Origin of the sequence: Faecalibacterium sp. Marseille-Q4896 (assembly GCF_017377615.1) — a bacterium.
Taxonomy (GTDB): Bacteria; Bacillota; Clostridia; order Oscillospirales; family Ruminococcaceae; genus Faecalibacterium; species Faecalibacterium taiwanense.
On sequence record NZ_JAFREG010000001.1, the window covers coordinates 638,958 to 665,111 of the forward strand.

The window sequence follows — 26,154 nt, forward strand, 5'->3', positions numbered from 1 at the left end:
CCTTTTCGGTTCACTTGATTGTGATATGTGTCACTTCAGTCTATTTCCAGTCGGCGAAATTCAGAACTTTTCAACCAGTCAATATGTATCAAGAGGCACCCACAGCTTGCAGGTGCCCCTTGGCATAGTAAATATGTTTTAGAACTTCATCGGCAAGGCGTCCTTGCGGCCTTTGCCGTTGTAAGCCACGTAGATGGCTTATAAACTAAAAAAGCCTCCGAGGACAACTCCCAAATGGGAAGAGTCCTCGGAGGTATTCGTTTAGCGGGTGTTCTGCTGTCTGCGAGCGTCCTTCCGCACAGCTTTCTGTCCGCATCAAAGATATTTTCGGATGGTCGGAACAAGGATATTCCGATTGATTAACTTTGCGATACTGTTCATGTTGTAGTTGGTTCATTGCAGTTTCAGCTTACAACAAAAAATGAGATAGGCACCCCTTTGGGGGAAGTCTATCTCATTTTTTTGTTGGGGCTTTTTTGCAACAGCCCCCCTTTATAACAACCCTGCCTTACAGTTTGGGAGAAACGCTTAGTGCTTCAGTTCCAGCAGCGCATCGCCCTGCTTTACGGTGCCACTGGCTTTAGCCGCGACAGCGGCATAGTCATCAGTATTGCAGACAATGAGCGGTGTGGTGACGGGATAGCCCTCGGCCTTGATGGCCTCGATGTCAAAGCGGATCAACGGCTGACCTTTCTTCACCTTGTCACCCTCGTTGACGAGGTAGGTAAAGTGCTTGCCACCCAGCTTGACCGTATCGATGCCGATGTGCATCAGCAGTTCGGCACCGTCAGCCGTGGTCATGCCCACGGCATGGTGGGTCTCAAAGGTGGAGGAGATCTCACCGTCAGCAGGTGCCACCAGTTCACCATCGGTGGGCTCAATGGCAATGCCGTCCCCCAGTGCACCGCTGGCAAAGGCTTCATCCTTCACATCGGCCAGCGGCACTACAGTGCCGTTCAGGCAGGCAGACAGCACGGTATCCTTTGCTGCGGGGGCCGCCGGGGCGGGTGTTGCGGTCGCCGCCGGGGTCTTAGGTGCATTTTCCAGATAATCTTCCAGCTTTGCCTTGATGACGGCCACCTTGGGGCCGTATACCACCTGCACACCGTTGCCCTTGCAGATCACGCCGGAGGCACCGGAGGCTTTGAGCACATCCTGCCGGACCAGCGCAGCGTCCTTGACGGTGCAGCGCAGGCGGGTGGCGCAGCAGTCCACGTCGGACAGATTAGCGGCGCCGCCCAGACCTTCTACGATCAGGGCGCTGACCGGGTCATCCCCTGCGGGGGCGGTGCTGCCGGAAGCGGCGCTGCGGGCGTTCACGTCCGCACGGGTGTACAGCTTGACCTCCTCCGCATCGTCGCGGCCCGGGGTCTTGTAGTTGAACTTGGAGATCATGAAGCGGAAGATCAGGTAGTACAGCACAAAATACACCGCACCCACAACGACCACCCAGATCCAGTGGGTCTTGGCGTTGCCCTGCATCACGCCGAACAGCACCAGATCGATCAGACCGCCGGAGAAGGTCATGCCCACGCCCACATTCAGAATGTGCATCAGCATGAAGGACAGACCGGCCAGCACGCAGTGCACGGCGTACATGGGCAGAGCCACAAAGATAAAGGTAAATTCCAGCGGCTCGGTGATGCCGGTGAGGAAAGCCGTCAACGCAGCAGACAGCAGCAGGCCGCCTGCCGCCTTTTTCTTTTCCGGCTTGGCGCACTGGTACATCGCCAGCGCCGCGCCGGGCAGACCGAACATCATAAAGGGGAACTTACCGGCCATGAAACGGGTAGCGCTGACCGAGAACACAGTGGTGGACTTGGAAGCCAGCTCGGCAAAGAAGATGTTCTGTGCGCCGGTCACGGTGACACCATCGATGATGGCGGTGCCGCCCACAGCGGTCTGCCAGAACGGCATGTAAAACACATGGTGCAGGCCGAAGGGGATCAGTGCACGCTCCAGCAGGCCGTAGATAAAGGTGCCTGCATAGCCGGAAGCCAGCACCAGTGCGCCCAGCGCAGCAATGCCGCTTTGCACCACCGGCCAGATGTAGAACATGGCGATGCCGACCACCAGATACACGATGGAGCTGATGATGGGCACAAAGCGTGTACCGCCAAAGAAGGCCAGCACCTGCGGCAGCTCGATCTTATAGAACTTGTTGTGCAGCGCCGCCACGCCCAGACCGACCACGATGCCGCCGAACACACCCATCTGCAGGGTGGTGATGCCCAGCATGGTGGTGGTGGAGTTGGCAGGCATCGCTTCTACGCCGCCTGCCGCATTGATCATTGCCTGAATGGCTGTATTCATAATGATATAGGCCACTGCACCGGACAGGGCGGCCACCTCTTTTTCCTTGCGGGCCATGCCGATGGCCACGCCCATGGCGAACAGCAGCGCCAGATTGTTGAACACGGCGCTGCCGGTCTGGCTCATCACGTCCAGAATGGTGTAGATCAGGGTACCGGGGTGGATGACGCTGTTCAGGCCATAGGCCGCCAGCATGGTTTCGTTGGTGAACGAGCTGCCGATACCCAGCAGCAGGCCCGCTACAGGCAGCAGTGCAATGGGCAGCATAAAGCTACGTCCCACGCGCTGCAGCACGCCAAAGATCTTGTCTTTCATCTTCAGTTCTCCTTTTCTCAAGTTCGTATCCAGCATATATATCCACACAGGAAAGACCTGTGGAGAATCAAAGGTGAAGCAAGAAAGCTTACTTCCCCATCCGAATCCGTTTCAGATGGATCGTAAGGAACACCAGTTCCTCGTCCGAAAGCTCCTTGTGCCAAGTGTTGCGGACATACTCCGCAATGCAGCAGGCGCATTTGTAGTGTTCGCTGCAATTGCGGGCGATCAGGGCGCGGAACACTTCGTCGTGGGTATCGTTTTCCTGCTCCTGTTTTCCCTGAAATACGCGTTGCGCAAAAAAGCGCAAATGCACTGTAAAGCGGCTGAAATCCAGCGCATCCCGGTCAAAATGGCAGTTGTAAAAGTATTCCACCACCTGCACGCAGCCATCCACAAAGCGAGTGACATCGTTCACCACGCTCATGGTGGTGTTGAGCTCTGCGTTGACGATGTGCAGCGCAATGAAGCCACCCTCGTCGTCCGAAAGGTCTGCATGGCAGCGCTGGCGGATGGTGGCAAGGCACTCCATACCAAGGCGATACTCTTCCGGGTAGAATTCCCGAATGGGAGCCATCAGCGGGTTGGAAAAGCGAATCCCCTGCTCGCTGCGCTGGATGGCAAAACTGATGTGGTCGGCCAGCGTGATGAGCAGGCTTTCGTTCAGCGGGTAGTTCACCCGGCTGCGGATCATTGCCACCAGCTCATCGGTGAGCAGCAGATGCTCATACGGGATCTGTTCCAGAAGTTCCACCAACTTCTGCTGCACGGCAGGGCTGGTCATGCGGTAGCTGCGCTCCACGGTTTCAGCCTCGATTTTATAGCCCGGCTTAACGCCAAAGCCCAGACCGCGTCCGGTGACAATCAGCTCACAGCCCGTGGAATCCACCACGCGCAGAATGTTGTTGTTGATCGGTTTTTTGACGGTATATTGCATTGTTTCTCCTCCTCAAGTTGAAAAAGGCAATAAAAAAAGACCATCCTCGACACAGCAAACATACCGAAGGCTGAAACACGCTTTCGGCTTGTGCTATGCAGAGTTGGTCTAGCCCGCCAAACGGTAACAATCCAACGACGCTGCTCACGTACAATTTTCTTTTTTGTAAGGCACGAACAAATTAAGCACTTGAATGGAAATTTATTCTATGCTTGATTACAATACCATATTCTTTGCGGAGTGTCAAGATGGGAACGGGTTTCTTTTTCACTTTATCAATTTTGCCCAAACTCAGGTGATTTTCTACAGCAAATCGACAAGTAAGAATATTCCTTTTTTGCTTTATATGTGCAGTTGTTTTCAATCGAGATCATTGCGGAGAAAGCTGTGCTCCATCTCGTAACTCATCACCTTCACAAAAAAACGGTCAAGAATTGCTGCCCTATATACAAAAAAGCCGCCGAGGACATCTTCCCAAAATGGGAAGAGTCCTCGACGGTATTCGCTTATCGGGTATGCTGCGGTCTGAGAACGTCCTTCTGTACAGCTTTCTATCCGCATCAACGATATTTTCGGAGGGGCGGTACAAAAACATTCAGATTGATCAGCTTTGCGATAAAGGGATGCTATTTTGCAATAGCCCCAAAATCAGCTTTTTCTTAATTACAGCTGGCCCATAGCATGCTTTGCGGCCAGCATGCCGAAGGTGTAGCAGCGGCCCAGGGACAGGCCGGTCTGGTGGAACGGATAGTCCGCGCCGCCGTAGAACACGCCGCCCACGTTGCCCACGCAGTACAGGCCCTCGATGACGTTACCGTCAGCGTCCAGAGCCTGGCCGTTGGCGTTGGTGTTCACGCCGCTGTCGATGGAGGACACGCGGATGTGCTTGCGCACGCCCCAGAAGGGAGCCTTCTCGATCTTGTGCATGTAGGCGCTCTTCTTGCCGAAGTCCGCATCGGTCCCCTGATCACACAGCTCGTTGTAGCGGTCAATGGTCTTTTGCAGCTCATCGGCGGGCACGTCCAGCAGAGCAGCCAGCTCCTCGATGGTGTCGGCCTTATAGGTGTCGATCAGGTTGGTGAACACACCCTGCGGGTTCTCCACGGCACCGGGGATGTACTTGGTCATCACCTGCTCCGGCACGGGGCTGTTGGCGTAGCTCATGTAGTCGCTGTCGTAGATCTGGCAGTACCAGCCCAGAGAGCCGTCCGGGTGGTTGGCATCCACGTTGGCACCGTTGTAGCGGGGCAGATACTTGGTGATGTTGCCCATGTAGACAAAGCCGGTGTCCTCGTTGCAGAAGCGTTTGCCCTCCATGTTGACGTACAGAAACGGCTCCTCGTACATCAGGCCGGAGTCGAAGTCGTGCATCATCTTGGTGTGGCCTAGGTTCTCCATCTTGGCGCCTGCGTCGATGGCCATGATGTGACCGTCGCCGGTCTTCTGGTACTGCTTCTTGTCGTAGCCGTCCACGTCCGGGCACCAGCGCTTGACCATGGCCTCGTTGTTCATGTAGTCGCCGGTGGCCAGGATGACGCCCTTGGAGGCGTTGAACTGGATGTACTTGCCGCTCTCATCCTTGGCGATGACGCCGGTCACCTTGCCGTCGGCGTGCACCAGCTTGACGGCGGGGGTGTTGAAGAAGGTCTCCAGATTGGAGTTCTTGGCCTGCACATTCTCCAGCACGGTGGCCAGCACGTCGCCCACGTTCTTGGGCTTGGGGCCGATCCACGGTGCAAAGAAGTAGCAGTGCTCATCGCCGAAGTCGTAGGTGTCCATGCGGTCCTTCCACACACCGGTCAGGTCCTGGCTGGTGCACATGTAGGCAAAGATCTCCTTCTCGTCGTTGTGCAGCAGGCTGGAGGGATCCTTCACGCTGTCCACAAGGCTGCCGTCGCCGTACTCGGTCTGGTCGGTCAGACCGGCGCGGTTCAGATACCACATCAGGGCCTCTTCGGAGTTCTCGACGTAGGCGTTCAGCAGGCTGGTGTCGGCGCGCCAGTCGCACAGGCCGTTGGTCATGTGCACCCACATCTTCTTGCCGGCCTCGGTGGACTTGGACTTGATGATGGCGGAGCCGCAGTTGCCCTGGCTCACCACGATGCTCTGCTTCTGCAGCAGGGCCACATGGCCGCCCAGCTCGGCTGCCCAGCCTGCTGCGGGCACACCGGCTGCACCGGCACCCACAACGACCACGTCAAAGTCCTTGGTCTCGTCCGGGGTGATGTCGCCCAGCTCCACCACAGAGGACTCCACTTCCTCGGTGGTCAGTCCTTCGGGCACAACGGTCTCAGCTTTGTTGGCCTCGGTGGGGGCAACGGCCACGCCCTTGGCCTGATTGATGCAGCTCTCGGCAGCCTTTTTGATGGCACCGGAGGTGATGGTGGCACCGGAATGGCCGTCCACCTCGCTGGACTGTGCGTCCAGGATCTTCTTCACCATCTCGTCGGCGATGTCGGCACCGTAGCCCTTGGTCTCGTTTGCCACGTCGATCTGCACGTCGGTGATGGCATCGGCGCTGAAGGTCATGGTCACGGTGACCGGGGTGGTGGTGTTGATGCCGGTGGCGGTGGCGCTGTAGGTACCTGCGGTATAGGTACCGGCAGCAGTGCTGGCAGCGGTGCTGCCAGAAGCTGCGCTGTTGCCGCAGCCGGCCAGCAGGCCTGCGGCAGCTGCACCCAAGGTAGCAGTGCGCAGGAAGTTGCGACGGGAAATCTTTTCGCTCATAATCGTTCTCCTTGCCTTTTCTTTTTTCTTCTTTCTTCGTGTGATCCGTGTTTGGCAGCAAAGTCCGCAGACTTTGTTACTGGATAAACAAAGCTTACACGTTAGAGCAGCGCGAAGGTCAAGGGCTGTTTTGACAAAAATATCACAAGAATTTGTCTGATCTAACAAATTCTTGTGATATTGCAATTTTATGTATATATTTTTGTCCGCGTCAGATGGTAATTCACGATGCTCCCATCGGGCTGCTCCCGGCTAGCAGCGATGCTGCTGAAGGTCTCACCCACCGCACGGAACCCGCGCTGCACGATCTCCGCATGCAGGTCGTCCAGTGAGTCCCACCCAAAGGACCCGCGATAATCCTTTTTCCAAATGGTAGTCAGATAGTCTCCGCCGCACACCACCTCCACATGCTTTGTGCGCTTCAGCCCCAGCCTGCGGGCGGCATCGGCCTCAATCATAAGGCCGTAGTCGTACTCGTTGCGTCCCACCCGAAACTGCTCCATCACCCGCCGGGGCAGGCGGCTCACCCAGCGGGTCGCAGGCATACATTCCAGCCATTCAGCCTTTTCCTGCTGCAATTCTTTATCCCGGTCTGCTGCTTCTTCCTGTGAGAAGGTCAGTCGCCACATTTCCGGGAAATTCTGTACCCAGATGCGCCCGGCATTCTGTTCCAGTGTACGGTACTGCTCCCGCTTGTGTTCCAAAAAACGGATGGCCAGTTCGTCCAGCACCTGCCTGCGCCGCAGCTGGGCGATCTGATGGTTGAACATGGCGTCGCTCTGCTCCACCGTGGGTGCGCCGATCAGCTCCCGGCATTCTTCCAGCGAGAGCTCTGCCGCCCGCAGTTCCCTGCACAGGTTGAACCGCCGGGTATCAGTGACTGTATAATAACGGTAGCCGGTATCCTCGTTGACCTCGGGGTGGATCAGGCCCATTTTTTCATAGTAGCGCAAAGTATGGGTTGTGACACCAAGCAGAGATGCCATCTCACTGATGGTATAGCGCATAACAGTAAGCTCCTTTCCGGGCAGCAGAACCTTAGAGCTGCTCGAATGTTATTTTTCTATCCATCCTTATTATATCGTATCCGCGCACCGTTTCAAGTAAAAAAACTTTGCCGTTCTCTGCCGGAAAATACCGGGCAGCAAAAGCAGGGCGTTGACTTGGATGCCGTGACCGGCAGAGAGTAGGACTGAGTTTTAACAGAATAAATCCAACATCTTAAACCTGCTGCATAAACAAAAATCCGCCTATTATAAGTATGACTTATTCAGCGCAAAAATCAGTTCTTGAACGTTCCAAATTGGCATATTTTGGACGATTTTACGGTTATTTTTTCGGTTTGGTTATTTTATTCCCCGTGGCCGGAGCAGGCCCTGCGGGCCAACATCCACTGCCAGATCTCGCTGGCACTCAACCGCATCTACACCGAGTGGTACCCCAGCAAGGGCTACACCTTCAACATCACCAACTCCACCAGCTACGACCAGTACTATGTGCATGGCCGCACCGTGTTCGATGTGATGGTGCGCATCACCGACGACATCTTCAACACCTATATCCGCAAGACCGGCACCGTAAACCCCTACTACTCTGAATACTGCGACGGTAAATCGGTCACCTGCCCGGGTCTCAAGCAGTGGGGCACCGTGACGCTGGCCAATCAGGGCCGTAACGCCTTGCAGATCCTGAAGTATTACTACGGCAACGACATCGAGATCATCCGCACCTCGAACATCCAGTCCATCCCCCAGAGCTACCCCGGTTCGCCCATCCGGCAGGGCGACAGCGGCACAGCGGTGTTCACCCTGCAACGCCAGCTGAACCGCATCACCAAGGACTATCCCTTCCTCGGCCTGCTGACTGTGGACGGCGTGTTCGGGGCCAAGATGGCCGCCACGGTCAGGGCGTTCCAGAAGCAGTTCAACCTGACCGCCGACGGCGTAGTCGGACGACAGGCATGGTACAAGATCAGCTATATCTATGTGTCTGTCAAGGATCTTGCGGAGCTGACCAGCGAGGGCGAGGTGTCCAGCGGCACTCTCTCGGACGGCACATGGGGCGGCACCGTACTGCGCACCGGCTCCACCGGCAGCGCCGTGGAACAGCTGCAGTTCTGGCTGAATACGCTGGCACAGTATGAGTCTTCCATCCCATCGTTAACAGTGGACGGCGTTTACGGCACTGGAACGGCCAACACGGTGCGGGCCTTCCAGCGCAAATACGGCCTGACCGTGGACGGCGTGGTGGGCCGTGACACATGGACCGAGCTGTACGACCAGTTCCGCAGCATCCAGTCCGACAACGGCACTCCCAATGCCTACCCCGGCACCGCCCTGCGGGAGGGTGCAAGCGGACAGAATGTGCGGCTGGTGCAGTTCTGGCTCAAGATCGCGCGCACGGTGTACTCGAACCTGAACAACATCACGGTGGACGGCAAGTTCGGCAGTGCCACCACAGCGGCAGTCAAGCGGTTCCAGACCTACTTTGGCCTGACCAGCGACGGTGTGGTGGGCCGCACGACATGGAACAAGCTATACGAGGTGTACAACGACATCGCCAACAAACTGCTGTCGTCCAGCCTGCGCCCCGGCGAGTACCCGGGCGTGCTGCGCAAAGGCTCTTCCGGCACAGCGGTGCGGGAGCTGCAGTTCTACCTCTACCTCATGAGCGCCTACGAGAGCAGCATCCCGGCCATTGGCATCGACGGACAGTTCGGTGCTTCCACCGAAGCTGCCGTGCGGGCCTACCAGCGCTTTGCGAGGCTGACTGTAGATGGCATCGTGGGACGTACCACATGGAACAGCCTGTACGACAAGGCGTCCACTCTGCGGACATCCGGGCCGGTGGTCACCCTGAAACGCCTGCCCTACCCCGGTACCCCGCTCACAGTGGGGTCTTCCGGCAGTGCGGTGCTGTACTACAGCCTGCTTCTGCAGCGCATTGCCTACTACTTTACCAGTGTGGAGAACCCGCCCCTCTCCGACCAGTACACCGACGAGACTGCCGTCGCCACCCGCAGCGCACAGGAGCTGCTGGGCCTGCCCGAGACCGGCATTGCGGATGCCGACACATGGACAGCTGTGGAAGCGCTGAGCCTGCAGCTCGCCGCCGAAATGCCCAACCCCGACCGCAGCATCGGGCATGGCCCGGTCTACCCGGGCCGGGCCATCGGCGCGGGCAGCGTGGGGCCGGACGTGGCGCAGGTGGAGACATGGCTGAACGGGCGTTCCTGCCTGTACTGCACCGAGGGCTATGTGACCGAGAACCGCTGCTTCGGCCCGGAAGAGACTGCCGCCGTCCGGCTGGCACAACAGCGGGCCGGGCTGCTGGTGACCGGCACCGTGGACCGCGGAACATGGGCCGCGCTGCAGGCCCAGAGCTGCCCACACTGCAGCAAGGAGGAATGAGCGATGGCACGACTTCTGATCTACGATGCCTACGAGAACAAGGTATACACCTATGCAAACCTGAACGAGAACGACCCCATGCCCTACAGCACCGGCACCACCCTGCGGGTGCGGGAGTTCCGGGGAAAATCTGCCAGCCCCACCCTGTGGACCACCATTGCGGCCATGGAAGCGTGGAACCTGACCCGCCGCAAGTACGGCAAGGGCATCCCGGTGGGATATGCCTTCCGCCGCATCTGGGAGGGCGGCCACGGCACCCGCAGCCAGCACTACGCGGGCGTATCCTTTGACGTGGGCCAAAGCCTGACCCAGACCGCCCGCACGGCCATCTACAACGCAGCCCGGGGCACCGGGGCATGGGGCTATGTGGAGCCGCTGAGCCAGACCCCCACATGGGTGCACATGGACCGCCGCTACGGCACGCCCGCCTGCAGCGGCACCACAGCAGGCTACCCCACCCTGAGGCGGGGAAGCCGCGGCTGCTATGTGATGATTCTGCAGGACGCGCTTTCCACGCTGGGCTACCAGACCGGAAGCCGCATCGACGGCATCTTTGGTGCCCGGACGGAGGAAGCGCTGAAAGGCTTCCAGCGGCGCACGAGCCTGCGTGTGGACGGTGTGTGCGGCTGCAGCAGCTGGAAAAAGATCAGCACCGCCGTCATCGGCGTGGGACGGACAAAAACGACGATTGATTAGCAGAAACTCCCCCAGTCACCTTCGGTGCCAGCCCCCTCGGAGATGGGGCCTTTGGCAAAACCGCAAGCTTTTCTTCTTCGCCAGAGGCTCCCTCATTGAGGGAGCTGGCAAACCCAAAGGGTTTGACTGAAGGAGTTCCCCCGTGAAACATCCTTCGCTTCCCATCACCGAAAGTTGAAACTTTCTCCCGCATCTGCCCTTTTCGTTGCGCGGTTTGGAAAAACGTGCTAAAATAGCTCTATTATTAAAATGGTTCATGTTGAAAACAAGAGGATTTGAGGGGTATTGTATCATGGAATTTTCCAAACGACTGGACTTGTTCGGCGACGAGATCTTCGCCGCACTGAACGAACGCAAGGTAGCTCTGGAAGCACAGGGCCGCACCATTTATAATCTGAGCGTCGGCACGCCGGACTTCGCGCCTGCCGAGCACATCCGCAAGGCCATGATGGATGCCGCTGCCGACCCGCAGAACTGGAAGTACAGCCTGCGCGACCTGCCTGAGCTGCTGGATGCTGTGTGCGGCTACTACAAGCGCCGCTTCGGCATAGAGATCACGCCGGATCAGGTAGCCAGCTGCGCCGGCAGTCAGGAGGGCGTGGGCCACATTGGTATGGTGCTGTGCGACGAGGGCGACACCGTGCTGCTGCCCACTCCCTGCTACCCGGTGTTCATCGCGGGCAGTCTGCTGGGCGGCGCAAAGCCGTGGTATTACCCGCTGACCAAGGAGCACGGCTTCCTGCCTTATGTGAAGGACATCCCGGAGGATGTGGCCCGCAAGGCAAAGTATATGATCGTCTCCCTGCCCGCAAACCCGGTGGGCAGCGTCGGCTCCCCGGAGCTGTACGCCGAACTGGTAGCCTTTGCCAAAAAGTATGACATTCTCATCATCCACGACAACGCCTACAGCGACATTATCTTTGACGGGGCCGTGGGCAACAGCTTCTTCAATACGCCGGGTGCCATGGATGTGGGCGTGGAGTTCTTCAGCCTGTCCAAAAGCTTCAACGTCACCGGTGCCCGCATCAGCTTTCTTGTGGGCCGGAGGGACGTGGTAGCCGCCTTTAAAAAGCTGCGCGGCCAGATCGATTTCGGCATGTTCCTGCCGGTGCAGAAAGCGGCCATCGCCGCCCTGACCGGCCCGCTGGACATGGTAAAAACGCAGTGCGGCCTGTACCAGCAGCGCCGCGACGCTCTGTGCGGCGGCCTGCGTTCCATTGGCTGGAATGTGCCGGACAGTCACGGCAGCATGTTCGTGTGGGCACCCATCCCGGCAAAGTACGCAAAGAGCATGGACTTCTGTCTTGACCTTGTGGAAAAGAGCGGTGTGCTGTGCACGCCGGGTTCCAGCTTTGGCCCGCTGGGCGAAGGCTACGTGCGCTTTGCCCTCACCCTGCCGCCGGAGCGCATTGCCGAGGCGGTGAATTCCATCAAAGAGAGCGGTATCCTGAACTAAAAAATAACGGGAACGTCCATGCGGCGTTCCCGTTTTTTTTATGCGTTCACAATATTCTCTCCCGCGCCATCCAGCCATGTGCGCAGGTTGTTGGCAGTAATATCCATCAGCCGCTGCAGGGCTTCGTTGGTGGCCCACGCGATGTGCGGTGTCAGCAGGGCATTCGGCAGGCCGCGCAAAGGGCTTGCCTGCGGCAGCGGTTCAGTGCCAAAGGCATCGGCACCGTAAAAGCCAAGCTTCCCGTTTTTCAGCGCATCGGCCACGGCCTGCTCGTCCACCAGCGCACCGCGGGCGGTGTTCAGCAAGATCATGCCGGGCTTTGCCTTGGCAAGGGTGGCCGCGTTGATCAGCCCCCGTGTTGCAGGTGTTGCCGGACAGTGCAGGCTGAGCACATCGCTGCGGGCAAGCAGGGTGTCAAGATTCACGAACTCCACACCGTCGGCTTCGTACTCCGGCCGAACGGTGCGGGTGCACACCAACACCTTCATGCCAAAGGCCTTGGCAATGCGGGCGGTCTGCCGGCCAATGCTGCCGTAGCCATAGATGCCAAAGGTCTTGCCCAGCAGTTCCACCTGCGGCAGCAGACCGTAGGCCGCAGGCTCCTCGGTGCGCCAATGGCCGTCCTGCACAAGGCGATGGTAACGGTCGGCGCACTGGCAGATGGCCAGCAGCAGGCTGAAGGTCATCTGTGCCACACTGTAAGTAGAATAGCCCGGCACGTTGGCTACCGGCACGCCATGGCGGCGGCAGGCCTTCAGATCAAGGTTATCCGTGCCGGTGGCAATGATGCCCACCCACCTGAGCTTCGGGCACTGGGCCAGAACGGCTTCGTCGATGCGGCACTTATTCAGGAACACGATCTCCGCATCCCCGATGCGCGGCACCACCTCTTCCTGCGCGGTGCGCCCATAGCGGGTGATGTCCGGCACAAGCGCCTTCACACCCGACCAGTCCAGATCTCCCTGCTGTATGGCATAATCTTCCAGAACAACTGCTTTCATTTCAACTTCCTCACTTTCACATCATACGGGATACAGTGCCAGCACGGTGCCCTGCGGGCTTTCGCGGCTTTCCAGCGCGGCATAGCCCCGAGCCAGCAGGATGGCAATGTGCACCCGGTCGGCCAGCGGGAGCCATACCGGCGGCACATTCTGCGCAAGGCACCCGGCCTGCAGCAGGAAACACGGTGCCAGACTGTCCAGCGGACGGATAGCCCGCAAAGCAAACCCCTGACGCAGATACAGCGGGATCAGCTCTTCTGCCGCACATTCCACCACGGCCCACCGTGCCCGCTGCCGGGCAAGAAACTCCTGCCGGGCAGCAGCCGCAGCCAGCAGCGGCGCAAGGGTCTCGGCGGCATGGCCGTCCGGCCCGGCTGCCGGGGTCAAAAAATATCCGCCTGACGTGCGGTTCCAGCCCAGAAAGCGGCGCAGCGCAGCCGCCGCTGCCACATCGGCATCCATGGGCAGCAGGATGCACCCGGCTCCCGGCACACCGCGTGTACTGTACACGCCCCACACCTCGCCTACTGTCAGCATCCGCAGCACCTCGCTGCGTGGACGGTACACACTGCTCACTTCGCTCTGCGCCAGCTGGCAGAATTCCTCCGCCGAAAGCCGCCTTACCTGCCGCGTGCGCGGCGGGTCACAAACCTGGATCATTTGGTTTCCCCCATTCTTTTTCAGTATGCATCCAGCATACCGGACCGGGGGCGAGAATCGGCGCGAAACAGGGCCGCTCTTTTTGTTTTACAGATCCAGCGTTACATCCTCGCTCAGCACCTGACCAATGGGCTTTGCAATGCACAGGTCGGCTTCCGCATCTGCCCCGGTGGGCTGCATGTTGATGACCACCAGATGGTCGCCCTGGAAGTACCGGATCAGTCCTGCCGCCGGGTACACCACAAGGCTTGTGCCGCCGATGATCAGGGTATCCGCATGGCGGATGGCGTTCACCGCGCCGGACAGCACCTCCTCGTCCAGCCCTTCTTCATACAGCACCACATCCGGCTTGACGATGCCGCCGCACTCGGTGCAGCGGGGCACACCGGTGCTGTTGGCAATGAAATCCACGTCGTAGAACTTACCGCAGCGGGTGCAGTAGTTGCGCAGGGTGCTGCCGTGCAGCTCGTACACCGTGCGGCTGCCCGCCGCCTGATGCAGGCCGTCGATGTTCTGGGTGACGACCGCTTTCAGCCTGCCCTCCCGTTCCAGCTTTGCCAGCCGCAGGTGGGCCGCGTTGGGCTTTGCCCCCTTCACGATGAGCTTATCGCGGTAAAAGCGGTAAAACTCCTCCGGATTCTCCTCCCAGAAGGTATGGCTCAGGATCGTTTCCGGCGGGTAGGCGTACTTCTGATGATAAAGTCCGTCCACACTGCGGAAGTCCGGGATGCCGCTCTCGGTGGAAACGCCCGCCCCGCCAAAGAACACGATGCTGCTGCTTTTGGCAATGATCTCTTCCAATGCCTGTACCATAACAAAAAACGCCCCTTTCGCCGGATGTACATTTGTGTTAAGATAGCTTCAGTATAACACAAACTCACAGGAAAGGAAGCGCAACTTTTGAACGTCTGGTATGTGAACAGCATTCTGGGAATCTTCCGGCTGGAAGAGGAAAACGATGCCATCTGCGGGCTGACCCTCTGCCCGGACGGCGTACCGGAACTGGAACCGCTGCCCCGCAAGGTGTGCGAGACACCGCTTTTACAGGAAGCCGAGGAGCAGCTGAACGAATATTTTGCCGGGGCGCGCAGGGAATTCGATCTGCCGCTGGCCCCCAAGGGCACCCCCTTCCAGAAAGCCGTCTGGGCCGAGATGAACAAGATCCCCTACGGTGAGACCCGCACCTACGGCCAGCTGGCCGCCGCTGTTGGCAAACCCAAGGCCAGCCGTGCCGTGGGCGGTGCCTGCCACTGCAACCCCATCGCCATCCTTCAGCCCTGCCACCGGGTGGTGGGCAGCACCGGCAGGCTCACCGGCTACGCCTATGGCGTGGAGATGAAGCAATATTTGCTGGAGTTGGAACGGCAGGAGTAATTTTATGATCGGAATGCCCTCCGCGTTCGCTCTGGGCATTTTCAGCGGAAAATTTATTTTATATTTGTGTTTCAGAAAAGCCTGCGGGCTTTTCTGAAACACTTTTTCACCGTAGGGTCGCTGTGGGAAACTGCATCATACACAAAAGAGCCATTGCACATCCATTTTGTGCAACGGCTCTTTATTTTTCACTCCGTTTTACTGTGCACTGTAAATGCTGCCCATCGTCCAGGAATTATCCGCGCTGTACTTGGCGTGGTTGCGCAGGTAGGTGACCCATGCGCCGTAGCCGTTGCCTGCAGAGAGATGCACGCCATCCGGCGCTGCAAGCATCTCCTTTAGGTTGCCCTCGCCGTCGGCAAGGGTCTCCCACAGGTCAAGGTAAACGCATCCCTTGCTGGCGGCCAGCTGAGCCAGCTGCTCGTTCACACCGCGCAGCACATCCGATGCAAGGCCGGGCTTTTCAGCAGCTGCCGAGGGTCGCACCGGCGGGATAGACTGCACGTAGATCACGCAGTCCTCGCCCAAAGCCTCGCGCAGCATATCCAGCATCTGGCCATAGTAGGCAAGGAAGCGGTCCGAAGCGCCCAGCGTGGTGAGGGTGTTAGTGCCCAGCAGGATATACAGCTTCTTGGGCCGGGCAGCGGCCAGCACATCCAGCGCTACCTCCTGCCCGCGGGTGGGGCTTTTGACTGCGCTGCGGTTCACAATGGCATCCGGGCCAACGCCGGTATAGCCGCAGATGAGTGCCCCGTCCAGATTGATCTGGTAATCCGAGAAGCCCACCGTCAGACTGTCGCCCAGAAAGGCTGCGTCCGCAAAGTAGCTCAGGTCCACCTGCCCGCAGCTGGGCTGGCGGATGACGCTGGCATCATAGGCTTTGACGGTGTAGGCCCCAGCGCTCTGCTTTGCAGGGCCAAAGTTCTCCAGTGTGACGGCCTGCTCACCGGTGCTGCCATCCTGTGCAGTACTGCTGCTATCCGCTTCGCCCTGCATGGGCAGCGGTGCCAGAATGTTCTCGGCAATGCCGCTGGCGTTGGTGGACGGGGTATCGTCCGCGCCCTCTGCGCCCTTTTCCAGAATGGCCGTGATGGCGTAGGATACCAGCAAAATGGCGACCACTGCGCCCAGAAAGCGCAGCTTGCCGCTGACTGTACCGCGCCGTGCCCGGCGCGGCGCAGAATGATACTCGTGTGAAATGCCCATGGTTTTTCCAGCTTTCTCCATTTTTCCCGCACAGAAGGGGGTTTTATCCGCCCGGGGCTGTGCGTTTTTTATTTTATCATAATTTTTTTGCCTGTGCAACCAATTAGGTCTTGCATACAACAGGCAAAACAGGTACAATAAGGATGTGGTAATTTTGCACATTTTACAAAAAGGGTGTGCACATGCCGCAAACTTTTTTGTATCACTTGCAGCATCCGGTTTGTTTGCCGCACGGTCTGCGGGCAGTGCAGGGCCTTTAGACCAAACCCCACTCTGGCGGCGCGGAAGCCGGAACCTGCAGCGATGTACAAATGATAAGAATGAAATTTGCAAAAGGAGGTACTCATGGCCAAGAATGTGATCATTGGTCAGAGCGGCGGTCCTACCGCCGTGATCAACTCCAGTCTGGCAGGCGTGTACAAAGCCGCCTGCAGCCTGGGTGCAGACAAGGTGTACGGTATGAAATACGGCATCGAAGGTCTGCTCAAGGAAGAAATGCTGGAGCTGAACGTCCTGCTGGACGACCGCATGAGCATTGAACTGCTCAAGCGCACGCCTTCCAGCTACCTTGGCAGCTGCCGTTACAAGCTGCCGGACCCGGATGTGGACTCCACACCCTTCATCAAGCTGTTCACCCTGTTTGACAAGTACGACATCTGCGCGGTGTTCTACATTGGCGGTAACGACTCCATGGACACCATCGCAAAGCTTTCCCGCTACGGTGAGCGCGTGGGCAGCAGCGTGCGGTTCATCGGTGTGCCCAAAACCATCGACAACGACCTGTGCCTGACCGACCACACCCCCGGCTACGGCTCTGCTGCCAAGTACATTGCCACTATTTTAAAGGAAGTCATCCGGGATTCCTCCGTGTATGACATCCGCAGCGTGACCGTGGCCGAGATCATGGGCCGACATGCGGGCTGGCTTGCCGGTGCGGCTTGCCTTGCGGGCGGCGACGATTGCGAAGGCCCGGATCTGATTCTGCTGCCGGAGGTGCCCTTCGATCAGGACAAGTTCCTTGCCAAGGTGGACGAGCTGCAGCGCCGCAAGTCCAATGTGATCATTGCGGCCAGCGAGGGCGTAAAGACCGCCGACGGCACCTATCTGTGCGATCTGGTGTCCACCGCAGGCCAGCTGGATGCCTTTGGCCACAAGGCCGTGCTCAGCGGCACCAGCCGTTATCTCTCCGACCTCATCCACGACAAGCTGAACTGCAAGAGCCGTGCCATCGAGTTTTCCACCCTGCAGCGCTGCGCCAGCCATCTGGCCAGCCGCACGGATGTGAACGAAGCCTACGCTGTGGGCGGTGCCGCAGCCGCCGCAGCCTTTGCGGGCGAGACCGGCCGCATGATCGCGCTCAAGCGCATTTCCGCTTATCCCTACCAGTGCATCACCGAGTCGGTGGATGTGCAGCAGGTGGCAAACCTTGAAAAGAAGGTGCCGCTGGACTGGATCAGCCCCGACGGGATGCAGGTGACTGCTGCCTTTGAGGAGTACGCCCGCCCGCTGATCCTGGACGAGGTAACGCCCGTCTATGTCAACGGCACCCCGCGCCACATCCGTCTGTAATCCCTTTTCCCGCGTCTGTTTTCGTGCATCCTGCACGTAATATTATATTGCCGAAACAGAAAAACAAAAAAGGAGAAATCATCATGGGTAAAAATGCAATCGTTGGTCAGTCTGGCGGTCCTACTTCCGTCATCAATGCAAGCCTTGCAGGCGTATTTGAAAGCTGCAAGAACCGCGGCGCAGAGATCGTTTACGGTATGTGCAATGGCGTTGCCGGTTTGCTGGAGGAGCGGGTGGTGGATCTTTCCACCGTGCTGACGGACGATCTGGACATCGAGCTGCTCAAGCGCACCCCGTCCAGCTTCCTCGGCAGCTGCCGCTACAAGCTGCCGGACTGGCATGAGGACGAGACCGTCTACAAAAAGCTGTTCGCCATTCTGGAAAAGCTGAACATCGGCTACTTCTTCTACATCGGCGGCAACGATTCCATGGACACCATCGGCAAGCTGGCCGAGTACGGCGAGCGCATCCAGAGCGACATCCGCTTTATGGGCGTGCCCAAGACCATCGACAACGACCTGATGGTCACCGACCACACCCCCGGCTACGGCTCTGCTGCCAAGTACATTGGCGTGGTGATGAAGGAGATCATCCGCGATGCCACCGTGTACGGCACCAAGTACGTCACCGTGGTGGAGATCATGGGCCGCAACGCCGGCTGGCTGACCGCTGCCGCCGCTCTGGCAAAGAGTGACGACTGCGAGGGTGTGGACATGATCTGCCTGCCCGAAGTGCCCTTCAATGTGGAACACTTCATTGAGAAGGTGCGCGTGATGCAGGAGAAGAAGCCCAGCATCGTGATCGCCGTTTCCGAAGGCGTGAAGCTGGAAGATGGCCGCTACGTCTGTGAGCTGGCCGACGATGTGCACGCAGTGGACGCTTTCGGCCATAAGGCCCTGACCGGCACCGCACGGTATCTGGCAAATGTGGTGGCCCGCAATCTGGACACAAAGACCCGCTGCATCGAGCTTTCCACCCTGCAGCGCTGCGCAGGCCATCTGACCAGCCGCACCGACATCACCGAAGCCTATCAGGTGGGCGGTGCTGCCGCCAAGGCGGCCTTTGAGGGCGTTACCGGCCAGATGGTGGCCCTGAAGCGCATCTCCAACAGCCCGTACCAGTGCACCACCGAGCTGCACCCCATCAGCGAAGTGGCAAACCTCGAAAAGAAGGTGCCGCTGAGCTGGATGAACGCCAACCACACCCAGATGACCGATGAGTTCTTGGCTTATGCCCGCCCGCTGATCCAGGCCGAGCTGACCCCGCTGTACATTGCCGGTCTGCCCCACCACATCTACATGAAGAATCAGAAGTGATCTCTCCTGCATCGATTTTTCTCAAGGCATGATGAAAGCCCGTCCGAGTTTTACGCCCGGACGGGCTTTTTGCATTTCGGTATTTTCCGCTTTAGAACATCAGACCGCTGCTCCGACTTTGGGTGCGCCGCCTGCGATCTCCTCTGCCGTCAGAGGCTTTGTCTCCACCGGGGCATTCAGGCGCTCTTTGGCCACTGCCAGCATCAGCTTGATGCGGTTCTCCTGATTGACCTTGGTGGCGCTGGGGTCGTAATCGATGGGGGTGATGTTGGCACTGGGGTACAGGGCGCGAATCTTGTTCACCATGCCCTTGCCCACGATGTGGTTGGGCAGGCAGCCGAAGGGCTGGGCACACACGATGTTGCCGTAGCCGCCCTGCACCAGCTCGATCATCTCGGCAGTCAGCAGCCAGCCCTCGCCCATCTTGGCACCCAGCGAAATGATGCCCTTGGGCTTTTCCACCAGCTCCTTGAAGGGGCCGGGGGCGTAGAAGCCTGCGTCGGCCTCAGCCTTGAGCATGGCGCGCTCGATGCTGTCCAGCCAGTTCAGGAACTGGTCAATGCCGATCTTCACCGCCAGCTTGCCGCCGTACAGGACGTGATCCTCGCCCATGTTGAAGGCGCAGTACTGCACAAAGCCCATCAGGCCCGGGAAGTTCACCTCGCAGTCCTGACTTTCGAGGAACTTCTGTAGGTCGTTGTTGCCCAGCGGGCTGTACTTGACGTAAATTTCGCCAACCACGCCCACCTTGACCTTGGGCACCCGGGTAACGGGGATGGCAGCAAAGTCCTTTGCGATGAGGGGGAAGGTGTGCTTCATCTCCTTGGAGGTGTAGCCCTTGCCTGCCAGCAGCACGCGGCCCAAGCGTTCCACCCACAGGTCTACCATCTTATCGGCAGCCCCCTTCTCGTTCTCGTAAGGTGCCACCTGATTGCGCAGAGCGCACAGCATGTCGCCGTAGAAGATGCAGGCCAGCGCACGGCGGGCCAGCGGCAGGGTCATCTGGAAGCCGCTGTCCTTTTCCAGACCCGAGAAGTTCAGGCTGGCCACCGGGATCTGCGGATAGCCCGCCTTCACCAGTGCCTTGCGCAGCAGATGAATGTAGTTGGAGGCACGGCAGCCACCGCCGGTCTGGGTGATGAGCAGCGCAGTATGCTCCAGATCATACTTACCGCTGTTCAGCGCGTCCAGAAACTGACCGATGACCAGCAGAGCCGGGTAGCAGGTGTCGTTGTGGACGTATTTCAGGCCCAGCTGTGCCACAGCACTGCCGCAGTTGCCCAGAATTTCGCACTTGTAGCCGTCGTAACGCAGAGCGTACTCCAGCAGGCGGAACTGGGTAATGGCCATGTTGGGGATGAGGATGGTATGGGTCTTCTTCATCTCCGGAGTAAATTTGGGATAATTGTATTCCATAGGTTCCTCCTATGTTGCTTTCTTAAAAAGCTTTTTGCTCTATCTCTATTTTATTCTGCCTTTTCTGCGGCCACCTCGTCGCGCTCATCCAGAGCGGCGAACAGACTGCGCAGGCGGATATTCACGGCACCCAGATTGGTGATCTCGTCGATCTTGAGCTGGGTGTAGAGCTTGCCGCCCTCCTGCAGAATTTCGCGGGTCTCGTCGGTGGTGATGGCATCCACGCCGCAGCCGAAGGACACCAGCTGCACCAGATCCATATCCTTCTGGGTGGTGCAGTACTTGGCGGCGGCATACAGGCGGCTGTGGTAGGTCCACTGGTTCAGCACACTGGTGGGGAACTTCTGCACCCGGTTGGAAATGCTGTCCTCGGTAACAACGGCAGCACCGTGGCGGGTGATGAGGCGGTCGATGCCGTGGTTCACCTCGGGGTCCACATGGTAGGGGCGGCCTGCCAGCACGATGATGCGCTTGCCCTGACGGCGGGCTTCATCGATGATCTCGCTGCCCTTCACGCGGATCTTTGCCATGTGGGACTCGTATTCCGCATAGGCGGCATCTGCTGCGGCCTGCACCTCTTTTTCAGAGATGCCGCCGAAGTACTTGGGCAGGATGTTCTTTGCCATCTTGTGCACAAAGTCCTTAGGGCGGTGGATGCCCACATAGTCATAGATGAACTTGGTGCCCTCCAGTTCCGGGCAGTTGCCTGCCAGAACCTCGGGGTAGTAGGCCACCACCGGGCAGTTATAGTGGTTGTCGCCCAGTCCCTCGTCCACATTGTAGGTCAGGCAGGGGTAGAAAATAGCATCCAGCTGCATCTGACTCAGGGCCTTGATGTGGCCGTGGCTCAGCTTTGCCGGGAAGCAGGCGGTATCGCTGGGGATAGTAGCCTGACCGGCGAGGTACAGGCCGCGGCTGGACACCGGGCTGGTGTGCACGGCAAAGCCAAGCTTTGTCCAGAAGGCCCACCAGAAGGGCAGCAGCTCGTAGAAGCCCAGACACAGCGGGATGCCGATGGAGCCGCGCTTGCCGGCCACCGGCTTGTACTCGGCCAGAAGCTGCTGCTTGTAGGCGTAGAGGTTCAGACTGTCGTCGGCACTCTTGCCGGTCACAGGCTTGTCGCAGCGGTTGCCGGAGATGTACTTGCGGCCATCCGCAAAGGTGTTGACGGTGAGCTGGCAGTGGTTTCCGCAGCCGCCGCACTTGACGCTGACCACCTTCTGTGCAAAGGCTTCCAGCTCCTGCTCGTTCATCATGGCAGAAGCAGTCTTGTGGGCCTTCTGGCTCTGGCGCAGGCCGAACAGAGCCGCACCGTAAGCGCCCATCAAGCCGGCAATGTCCGGGCGGATGACCTCCACGCCCATCTCCTTTTCAAAGGCGCGCAGCACGGCTTCATTATAGAAGGTACCGCCCTGCACCACGATCTTGCGGCCCAGCTCTTCCGGGCTGGAAGCGCGGATGACCTTGTACAGTGCGTTCTTGACCACGCTGATGGACAGACCAGCCGAGATGTTCTCGATGCTGGCGCCGTCCTTCTGGGCCTGCTTGACCGAGCTGTTCATGAACACGGTGCAGCGGCTGCCCAGATCCACCGGACGGTCTGCGAACAGGCCCAAGCTGGCAAATTTCTTCACATCGTAGCCCAGTGCCTGTGCAAAGGTCTGCAAAAAGCTGCCACAGCCGGAGGAACATGCTTCGTTCAGGAAGATGTTGCTGATGGCACCATCTTCGATCTTGAAGCACTTCATATCCTGACCGCCGATGTCGATGATGAAATCCACATCCGGCATAAAGTATTTTGCAGCGGTAAAGTGCGCCACCGTTTCCACCAGACCGTAATCGCAGCGGAATGCGTTCTTCACCAGCTCTTCGCCGTAGCCGGTGGTGGTCACGCTGGCCACCTGCAGGCCCGGGTGCTCCTTGTAAATTTTGAGCAGCTGCTCCCGGATGAGGGGCAGCGGGTTGCCGAGGTTCGGTTGATAGTTGGTGTAAAGGATCTGGCTCTTCTCGTCCACCACCACCAGCTTGACGGTGGTGGAGCCGGAGTCGATGCCGATATGCACCGGGCCGCACTGCGCGCTGAACGGCACACGCGGCACACTGTGGGACATGTGGCGGGCGTGGAACGCCTCATACTCCTCCTTGCTGGCGAACAGCGGCGGCTCACTGGCGTAGGTGGCGGTGGCAGCATACTGATCCAGCGCATCGGCCACCTCAGACAGAACGAAAGCCTTGTCGGCATAGAGGGCAGCGCCCAGTGCCACATACAGCAGGCTGTTCTCCGGGCAGATGCCGGTCACGTTCAGCGCTTCGTCAAAGCTCTTGCGCAGCACGCTGCTGAAGGTGAGCGGGCCGCCCAGATACAGGATATTGCCCTTGATGGGACGGCCCTGTGCAAGGCCTGCAATGGTCTGGTTGACCACAGCCTTATAAATGCTGGCAGCAATGTCCTCGGTGCGGGCACCCTGATTGATCAGGGGCTGCACGTCGCTCTTGGCAAACACGCCGCAGCGGGACGCAATGGTGTAGGTGCGCTGTGCGTTCTCTGCTGCCTTGTTCATCTCGTCGGCACCCATTTTCAGCAGGGTGGCCATCTGGTCGATAAAGGCACCGGTGCCGCCGGCACAGCTGCCGTTCATGCGCACCTCGGTACCGTTGGTCAAAAACAGGATCTTGGCATCCTCACCGCCCAGTTCGATCACGCAGTCGGTGGCAGGCACAAAGCGCTTGACCGCCACGCGGGTGGAGAACACCTCCTGCACAAAGGGCACGCCGCAGCTGTCGGCCAGACCCATGCCCGCCGAACCGGAAATGCTCAGCAGCGCCTTCTGACCGTGCAGCTGCTCGGCATCGATGCGGCGCAGCAGCTCCTGCGCCTTTTCCAGAATATGGCTGTAATGCCGTTCGTATGTAGAATACAGCAGCGCATCATGTTCATCCAGCACCACACACTTGATGGTGGTACTGCCGATGTCAAGACCTACTCTCACGTTGTTTTTCCTCCTAAGGACAAATGCCGGAGGCAAAGCCCCCGGTGGACGGCAAAATCAATTTCTTTGCCAAAAATTAGTTTGTTAACGAATCATTTTGTCAATTCGCATACAAATGTATTATAATCCAATTTTGCGGCACAATCAATCAGCGTCCTTTATTTTACACAGAAAAAATAGTATTTTCCGCTCAAAAAGTTAAACATTTTGTGAACTTGTCGCTTTTTATGCGGCTGCGCCGGTGTCTCGGCAAAGTTTTTTAACCTTTGCCAACAAAAAAGGACTGCCGCACAGGAGCATCTCCCCCGCAGCAGTCCTTATTCATTATTATAATGCAATCATGCAGCATGCATCACAGCTCGTCCGGGTCGCCGCGCTCCGGCATGGTACGCAGCTCCCGCACCAGCATATTGCGCAGCTGGTACTGATGCTGCTGTGCCTGTGCCGTATCGCCGCCCGTATGCAGCTCTACCGTCGGCTCCGTTATGCGGTCGGTGCACAGCGGAATGGTCACCACTGCCTGTGTGCCCTTTTCCGGTGCGCGCTCCACCCGTAGGCCCCAGCCCATACGGCGGCAGCACTCGCGGCAGAGCAGCAGGCCCAGCTTTGCGCCGCCCAGAAAGCAGCGCCGGTTCTCCAGCCATGTATCCTCGCCTGCTTCCGGCAGGCCGCAGCCATTATCCATCACCGTCAACTGCCAGAAGCTTTCGCTGCGGCGCAGCATCAGCCGCACTTTGCCGCCTGCACTGCAGGCCCGCAAGGCATTCGAAAGCAGATGCAGGCACAGCAGTTCTGCATCATTGCGGTCCGCCATGATCCGGCAGGCTGTCCAGCCGCCATAGTCCAGCGTCAGTTCCACCCCAAGCTGCGCCTGCACCATATCGGCCTGTGCGGCGACCTGCTGCAGCAGCTGGCACAGGTCCAGCGGATAGAGCCGCGGGTCTTCCTCGGTGCGCAGAAAATCCAGCAGCGACATCACTTCGTTCACAGTGCGGTCCAGCCTTGCCGACGCAGCGCTGATATCGTTCACCGCCTGCCGGGTCTGCTGGTCGGCACCCACATGCGCAAGGTGCTGGTCCAGATATTCGCAATTGCGTCCGATCAGGCCCAGTGCATGGAAGCATGCCTGTTCCACATCCTTCTGCGGGATCGCCTGCGCGGTCAGTGCACCCGCCTCGTTCTGCCGCATCTGCTCCATACCCTTGCGCCTCCTGTGTTTTATGCTCAGTCGTCCTTCTGACGCTGAAGATAATTCTTGACAGTGTAGATCAGTTTACCAGTGGTAGGTTTCTCGTCCGCAAATCCGCTTTCGTCCTTGAAGCGCAGCCACTTGGCCGAGGGCTTTGCTTCCAGCTGGTCGATCATACGCCGGATGCCGCTGTCCACAGCAGAGACCGACACATCGTACTGCTCGCTCACCGCCTGCAGGATTTCCTTGCGGATGGCCAGCTTCTGGCTGGTGCCGTACACCACGCCCACCGCACAGGAAAGATAGTTGCAGTTCACGTCCGGCAGCTGGATGCCCCAGCCCTCGTACAGTTCCTGACACTTGCGTTCCATGCGCTGGCTCTGCCGTCCCGGCAGGCGGTACAGCTCCCACAGCAGGTTCTTCAGTTCGGCATGGCCCACATAGCAGAATCCATCGCCCGATTCCAGACAAATGGCACTCGTATTCTGCCGCCTGCCCTCATCAAACAGAACAACATTCGGTTTGGGATCCATGCTGCGGATATTCATTAAAAACTCCAGCCCGCTCATATCTTCCAGCTGGCTGCAGAGGATCACAACATCAAACTGACGGCCCTGACGCAGCTGTTCCAGCAGACGGCCGCCGTTCTGGAAGCAGGTGCACTCCAACGCAGGGCTTTGCTCCTGCAGGTAGTTCTTTTCCACCCGCAGCTCCTTGCGGTCGTAGCTTCCAAGGGCGATCTGCAGCGTTTTTGCTGTGTGCTCACTCTCCACGCAACGCGCCGCCTTTCTGCCTGAGCTGTTCTGTATCGGTCAGTTCTTCTACCACATCCTGCCAGATCTCCGGCTGGACGCCATTCTCACACAGATAGCGCAGGATCCGGTAGCAGAACTCTGGTGCAGCTGCAATGTAGCAGCTTTGCATGTACTGCCGGTTCCCGGTACGGCAAAGCGTCAGGCAGCAGCCGTTTTCGTTGCCTGTATCCATTGAGTATACCAGCGTATATGCTTTCTGCAACCCGTCGATTGCCGAAAACTGACGGATCATAGGTGAAAATGTACGTTCCATAATTTTTCCTCCCTTGCTACAAGGTCCTGCGACGTTTTCAAGGCATTCCTTGTTTTTCTTATCTTATTTTAAAGAGCAGAGAGGGCTGGTTCAATCCTGAAAAAGCGTCTAAAAACATCAAAATCACATTCGTTGCATTTTTTTGTCGTGTTTTTCTGCGCTGTGACACATTTTATTTTGTGCTTGCGGTTCATCGCAGATTTTTTGCGTCGTATTGGCAGTGTAATTCTGCTTTCGCGATGCTTTTCTGTTTTATCAGGATCTTCCGCTATTAAAATAGCACGACGGCGACGCAAATTCAACCTCCACGTCAATTTTTCCTTTATTTTCCTGTTTTTCTGCCTCAAAAGCCAAAAATACCGGTCCGGTCAAAATTTACGTTGAAATATACACAGTTTTTTCATATTATTTCGGTAAAATAGAAGTGTATAACGCCTTGCTGCGGGTCCTGTATCCGGGCAGTTTATTATAATGTACAGCGGCAGCGTTCCTGCGAGGATGCGCCGGAAAG

The 26,154-nt window shown here is 58.2% G+C and carries 20 protein-coding genes; 6 read left to right on the plus strand and 14 right to left on the minus strand.

From position 1 onward, the window contains the following. Positions 1–528: 528 nt before the first annotated feature. The 4 genes from J3348_RS03240 to J3348_RS03255 form a co-directional block, all read right to left on the minus strand. The gene (locus tag J3348_RS03240; RefSeq protein WP_207698272.1) at positions 529–2,628 is read right to left on the minus strand and encodes a PTS transporter subunit IIABC; all 2,100 of its coding nucleotides are present in this window, start codon (positions 2,626–2,628) and stop codon (positions 529–531) included. Between the two features lie 88 nt (positions 2,629–2,716). Then, positions 2,717–3,565, minus strand: a complete 849-nt coding sequence (locus J3348_RS03245; RefSeq protein ID WP_207698273.1) for a PRD domain-containing protein — start codon at positions 3,563–3,565, stop codon at positions 2,717–2,719. Positions 3,566–4,228: 663 nt separating this feature from the next. Next, positions 4,229–6,292 (minus strand): FAD-binding protein, encoded by a 2,064-nt coding sequence (locus J3348_RS03250; RefSeq protein WP_207698274.1) that lies wholly within the window; start codon positions 6,290–6,292, stop codon positions 4,229–4,231. 188 nt (positions 6,293–6,480) lie between these two features. Further along, positions 6,481–7,299, minus strand: a complete 819-nt coding sequence (locus J3348_RS03255) for a MerR family transcriptional regulator (RefSeq protein WP_120079433.1) — start codon at positions 7,297–7,299, stop codon at positions 6,481–6,483. 306 nt (positions 7,300–7,605) lie between these two features. Between J3348_RS03255 and J3348_RS03260 the strand changes: the two genes are divergently transcribed. The 3 genes from J3348_RS03260 to J3348_RS03270 all read left to right on the plus strand — a co-directional run bounded on the left by J3348_RS03260 (position 7,606) and on the right by J3348_RS03270 (position 11,854). After that, positions 7,606–9,702 carry a peptidoglycan-binding protein gene (locus tag J3348_RS03260; protein ID WP_242702843.1) on the plus strand — a complete coding sequence of 699 codons (2,097 nt, stop codon included), beginning with the start codon at positions 7,606–7,608 and terminating at the stop codon, positions 9,700–9,702. Positions 9,703–9,705: 3 nt separating this feature from the next. Next, on the plus strand, positions 9,706–10,398 hold the full coding sequence (locus J3348_RS03265) for a peptidoglycan-binding domain-containing protein (protein ID WP_005939873.1): 693 nt from the start codon (positions 9,706–9,708) through the stop codon (positions 10,396–10,398). Between the two features lie 292 nt (positions 10,399–10,690). After that, a complete protein-coding gene (locus J3348_RS03270; RefSeq protein ID WP_207698275.1) occupies positions 10,691–11,854 on the plus strand; it encodes an aminotransferase class I/II-fold pyridoxal phosphate-dependent enzyme in 1,164 nt (387 codons plus the stop codon). 38 nt (positions 11,855–11,892) lie between these two features. Here the strand turns inward: J3348_RS03270 and J3348_RS03275 are convergent, their stop codons facing one another. The 3 genes from J3348_RS03275 to J3348_RS03285 all read right to left on the minus strand — a co-directional run bounded on the left by J3348_RS03275 (position 11,893) and on the right by J3348_RS03285 (position 14,328). Next, a complete protein-coding gene (locus tag J3348_RS03275) occupies positions 11,893–12,855 on the minus strand; it encodes a D-2-hydroxyacid dehydrogenase (protein WP_207698276.1) in 963 nt (320 codons plus the stop codon). Positions 12,856–12,876: 21 nt separating this feature from the next. Continuing rightward, positions 12,877–13,515, minus strand: coding sequence for a hypothetical protein (locus tag J3348_RS03280; RefSeq protein WP_207698277.1), 639 nt, complete (start codon positions 13,513–13,515; stop codon positions 12,877–12,879). An 87-nt stretch (positions 13,516–13,602) separates the two neighbouring features. Beyond that, positions 13,603–14,328 (minus strand): NAD-dependent protein deacylase, encoded by a 726-nt coding sequence (locus tag J3348_RS03285; protein WP_207698278.1) that lies wholly within the window; start codon positions 14,326–14,328, stop codon positions 13,603–13,605. Positions 14,329–14,415: 87 nt separating this feature from the next. On the opposite strand from J3348_RS03285, the gene J3348_RS03290 reads away from it, so the two are divergent. Further along, entirely contained in the window at positions 14,416–14,889 is a 474-nt protein-coding gene (locus tag J3348_RS03290) for a methylated-DNA--[protein]-cysteine S-methyltransferase (protein ID WP_207698279.1), read from the plus strand. A 198-nt stretch (positions 14,890–15,087) separates the two neighbouring features. On the opposite strand, the gene J3348_RS03295 is transcribed toward J3348_RS03290, so the two are convergent. Then, positions 15,088–16,095 carry a GDSL-type esterase/lipase family protein gene (locus J3348_RS03295; RefSeq protein ID WP_207698280.1) on the minus strand — a complete coding sequence of 336 codons (1,008 nt, stop codon included), beginning with the start codon at positions 16,093–16,095 and terminating at the stop codon, positions 15,088–15,090. A 345-nt stretch (positions 16,096–16,440) separates the two neighbouring features. Between J3348_RS03295 and J3348_RS03300 the strand changes: the two genes are divergently transcribed. Both J3348_RS03300 and J3348_RS03305 read left to right on the plus strand, forming a co-directional pair. Beyond that, on the plus strand, positions 16,441–17,664 hold the full coding sequence (locus tag J3348_RS03300; protein WP_005939849.1) for a 6-phosphofructokinase: 1,224 nt from the start codon (positions 16,441–16,443) through the stop codon (positions 17,662–17,664). 83 nt (positions 17,665–17,747) lie between these two features. Beyond that, the gene (locus tag J3348_RS03305) at positions 17,748–18,980 is read left to right on the plus strand and encodes a 6-phosphofructokinase (protein WP_097781973.1); all 1,233 of its coding nucleotides are present in this window, start codon (positions 17,748–17,750) and stop codon (positions 18,978–18,980) included. A gap of 99 nt (positions 18,981–19,079) precedes the next feature. Here the strand turns inward: J3348_RS03305 and J3348_RS14360 are convergent, their stop codons facing one another. The 6 genes from J3348_RS14360 to J3348_RS03335 form a co-directional block, all read right to left on the minus strand. Beyond that, entirely contained in the window at positions 19,080–20,396 is a 1,317-nt protein-coding gene (locus J3348_RS14360; RefSeq protein ID WP_207698281.1) for a 2-hydroxyacyl-CoA dehydratase, read from the minus strand. Positions 20,397–20,446: 50 nt separating this feature from the next. Next, positions 20,447–23,386 carry an acyl-CoA dehydratase activase gene (locus tag J3348_RS03315; RefSeq protein ID WP_207698282.1) on the minus strand — a complete coding sequence of 980 codons (2,940 nt, stop codon included), beginning with the start codon at positions 23,384–23,386 and terminating at the stop codon, positions 20,447–20,449. 352 nt (positions 23,387–23,738) lie between these two features. Further along, positions 23,739–24,584: a HAMP domain-containing sensor histidine kinase gene (locus tag J3348_RS03320; RefSeq protein ID WP_207698283.1), complete on the minus strand. Its 846-nt coding sequence runs from the start codon at positions 24,582–24,584 to the stop codon at positions 23,739–23,741. Positions 24,585–24,610: 26 nt separating this feature from the next. Then, complete coding sequence (locus tag J3348_RS03325; RefSeq protein WP_005939839.1) at positions 24,611–25,348, minus strand: response regulator; 738 nt, start codon at positions 25,346–25,348, stop codon at positions 24,611–24,613. Further along, a complete protein-coding gene (locus tag J3348_RS03330; protein ID WP_101956483.1) occupies positions 25,338–25,643 on the minus strand; it encodes a hypothetical protein in 306 nt (101 codons plus the stop codon). Before J3348_RS03330 ends, J3348_RS03325 begins: the two co-directional genes overlap by 11 nt. A 68-nt stretch (positions 25,644–25,711) precedes the next feature. Continuing rightward, positions 25,712–25,939, minus strand: a complete 228-nt coding sequence (locus J3348_RS03335; RefSeq protein WP_207698284.1) for a hypothetical protein — start codon at positions 25,937–25,939, stop codon at positions 25,712–25,714. Positions 25,940–26,154: the final 215 nt, after the last annotated feature.

What these genes read in the sequence shown, in the direction of transcription:
- J3348_RS03240 (WP_207698272.1), bottom strand. Translation starts at nt 2,628, where the DNA reads ATGAAAGACAAGATCTTTGGCGTGCTGCAGCGCGTGGGACGTAGCTTT.
- J3348_RS03245 (WP_207698273.1), bottom strand. Translation starts at nt 3,565, where the DNA reads ATGCAATATACCGTCAAAAAACCGATCAACAACAACATTCTGCGCGTG.
- J3348_RS03250 (WP_207698274.1), bottom strand. Translation starts at nt 6,292, where the DNA reads ATGAGCGAAAAGATTTCCCGTCGCAACTTCCTGCGCACTGCTACCTTG.
- J3348_RS03255 (WP_120079433.1), bottom strand. Translation starts at nt 7,299, where the DNA reads ATGCGCTATACCATCAGTGAGATGGCATCTCTGCTTGGTGTCACAACC.
- J3348_RS03265 (WP_005939873.1), top strand. Translation starts at nt 9,706, where the DNA reads ATGGCACGACTTCTGATCTACGATGCCTACGAGAACAAGGTATACACC.
- J3348_RS03270 (WP_207698275.1), top strand. Translation starts at nt 10,691, where the DNA reads ATGGAATTTTCCAAACGACTGGACTTGTTCGGCGACGAGATCTTCGCC.
- J3348_RS03275 (WP_207698276.1), bottom strand. Translation starts at nt 12,855, where the DNA reads ATGAAAGCAGTTGTTCTGGAAGATTATGCCATACAGCAGGGAGATCTG.
- J3348_RS03280 (WP_207698277.1), bottom strand. Translation starts at nt 13,515, where the DNA reads ATGATCCAGGTTTGTGACCCGCCGCGCACGCGGCAGGTAAGGCGGCTT.
- J3348_RS03285 (WP_207698278.1), bottom strand. Translation starts at nt 14,328, where the DNA reads ATGGTACAGGCATTGGAAGAGATCATTGCCAAAAGCAGCAGCATCGTG.
- J3348_RS03295 (WP_207698280.1), bottom strand. Translation starts at nt 16,095, where the DNA reads ATGGGCATTTCACACGAGTATCATTCTGCGCCGCGCCGGGCACGGCGC.
- J3348_RS03300 (WP_005939849.1), top strand. Translation starts at nt 16,441, where the DNA reads ATGGCCAAGAATGTGATCATTGGTCAGAGCGGCGGTCCTACCGCCGTG.
- J3348_RS03305 (WP_097781973.1), top strand. Translation starts at nt 17,748, where the DNA reads ATGGGTAAAAATGCAATCGTTGGTCAGTCTGGCGGTCCTACTTCCGTC.
- J3348_RS14360 (WP_207698281.1), bottom strand. Translation starts at nt 20,396, where the DNA reads ATGGAATACAATTATCCCAAATTTACTCCGGAGATGAAGAAGACCCAT.
- J3348_RS03320 (WP_207698283.1), bottom strand. Translation starts at nt 24,584, where the DNA reads ATGGAGCAGATGCGGCAGAACGAGGCGGGTGCACTGACCGCGCAGGCG.
- J3348_RS03330 (WP_101956483.1), bottom strand. Translation starts at nt 25,643, where the DNA reads ATGGAACGTACATTTTCACCTATGATCCGTCAGTTTTCGGCAATCGAC.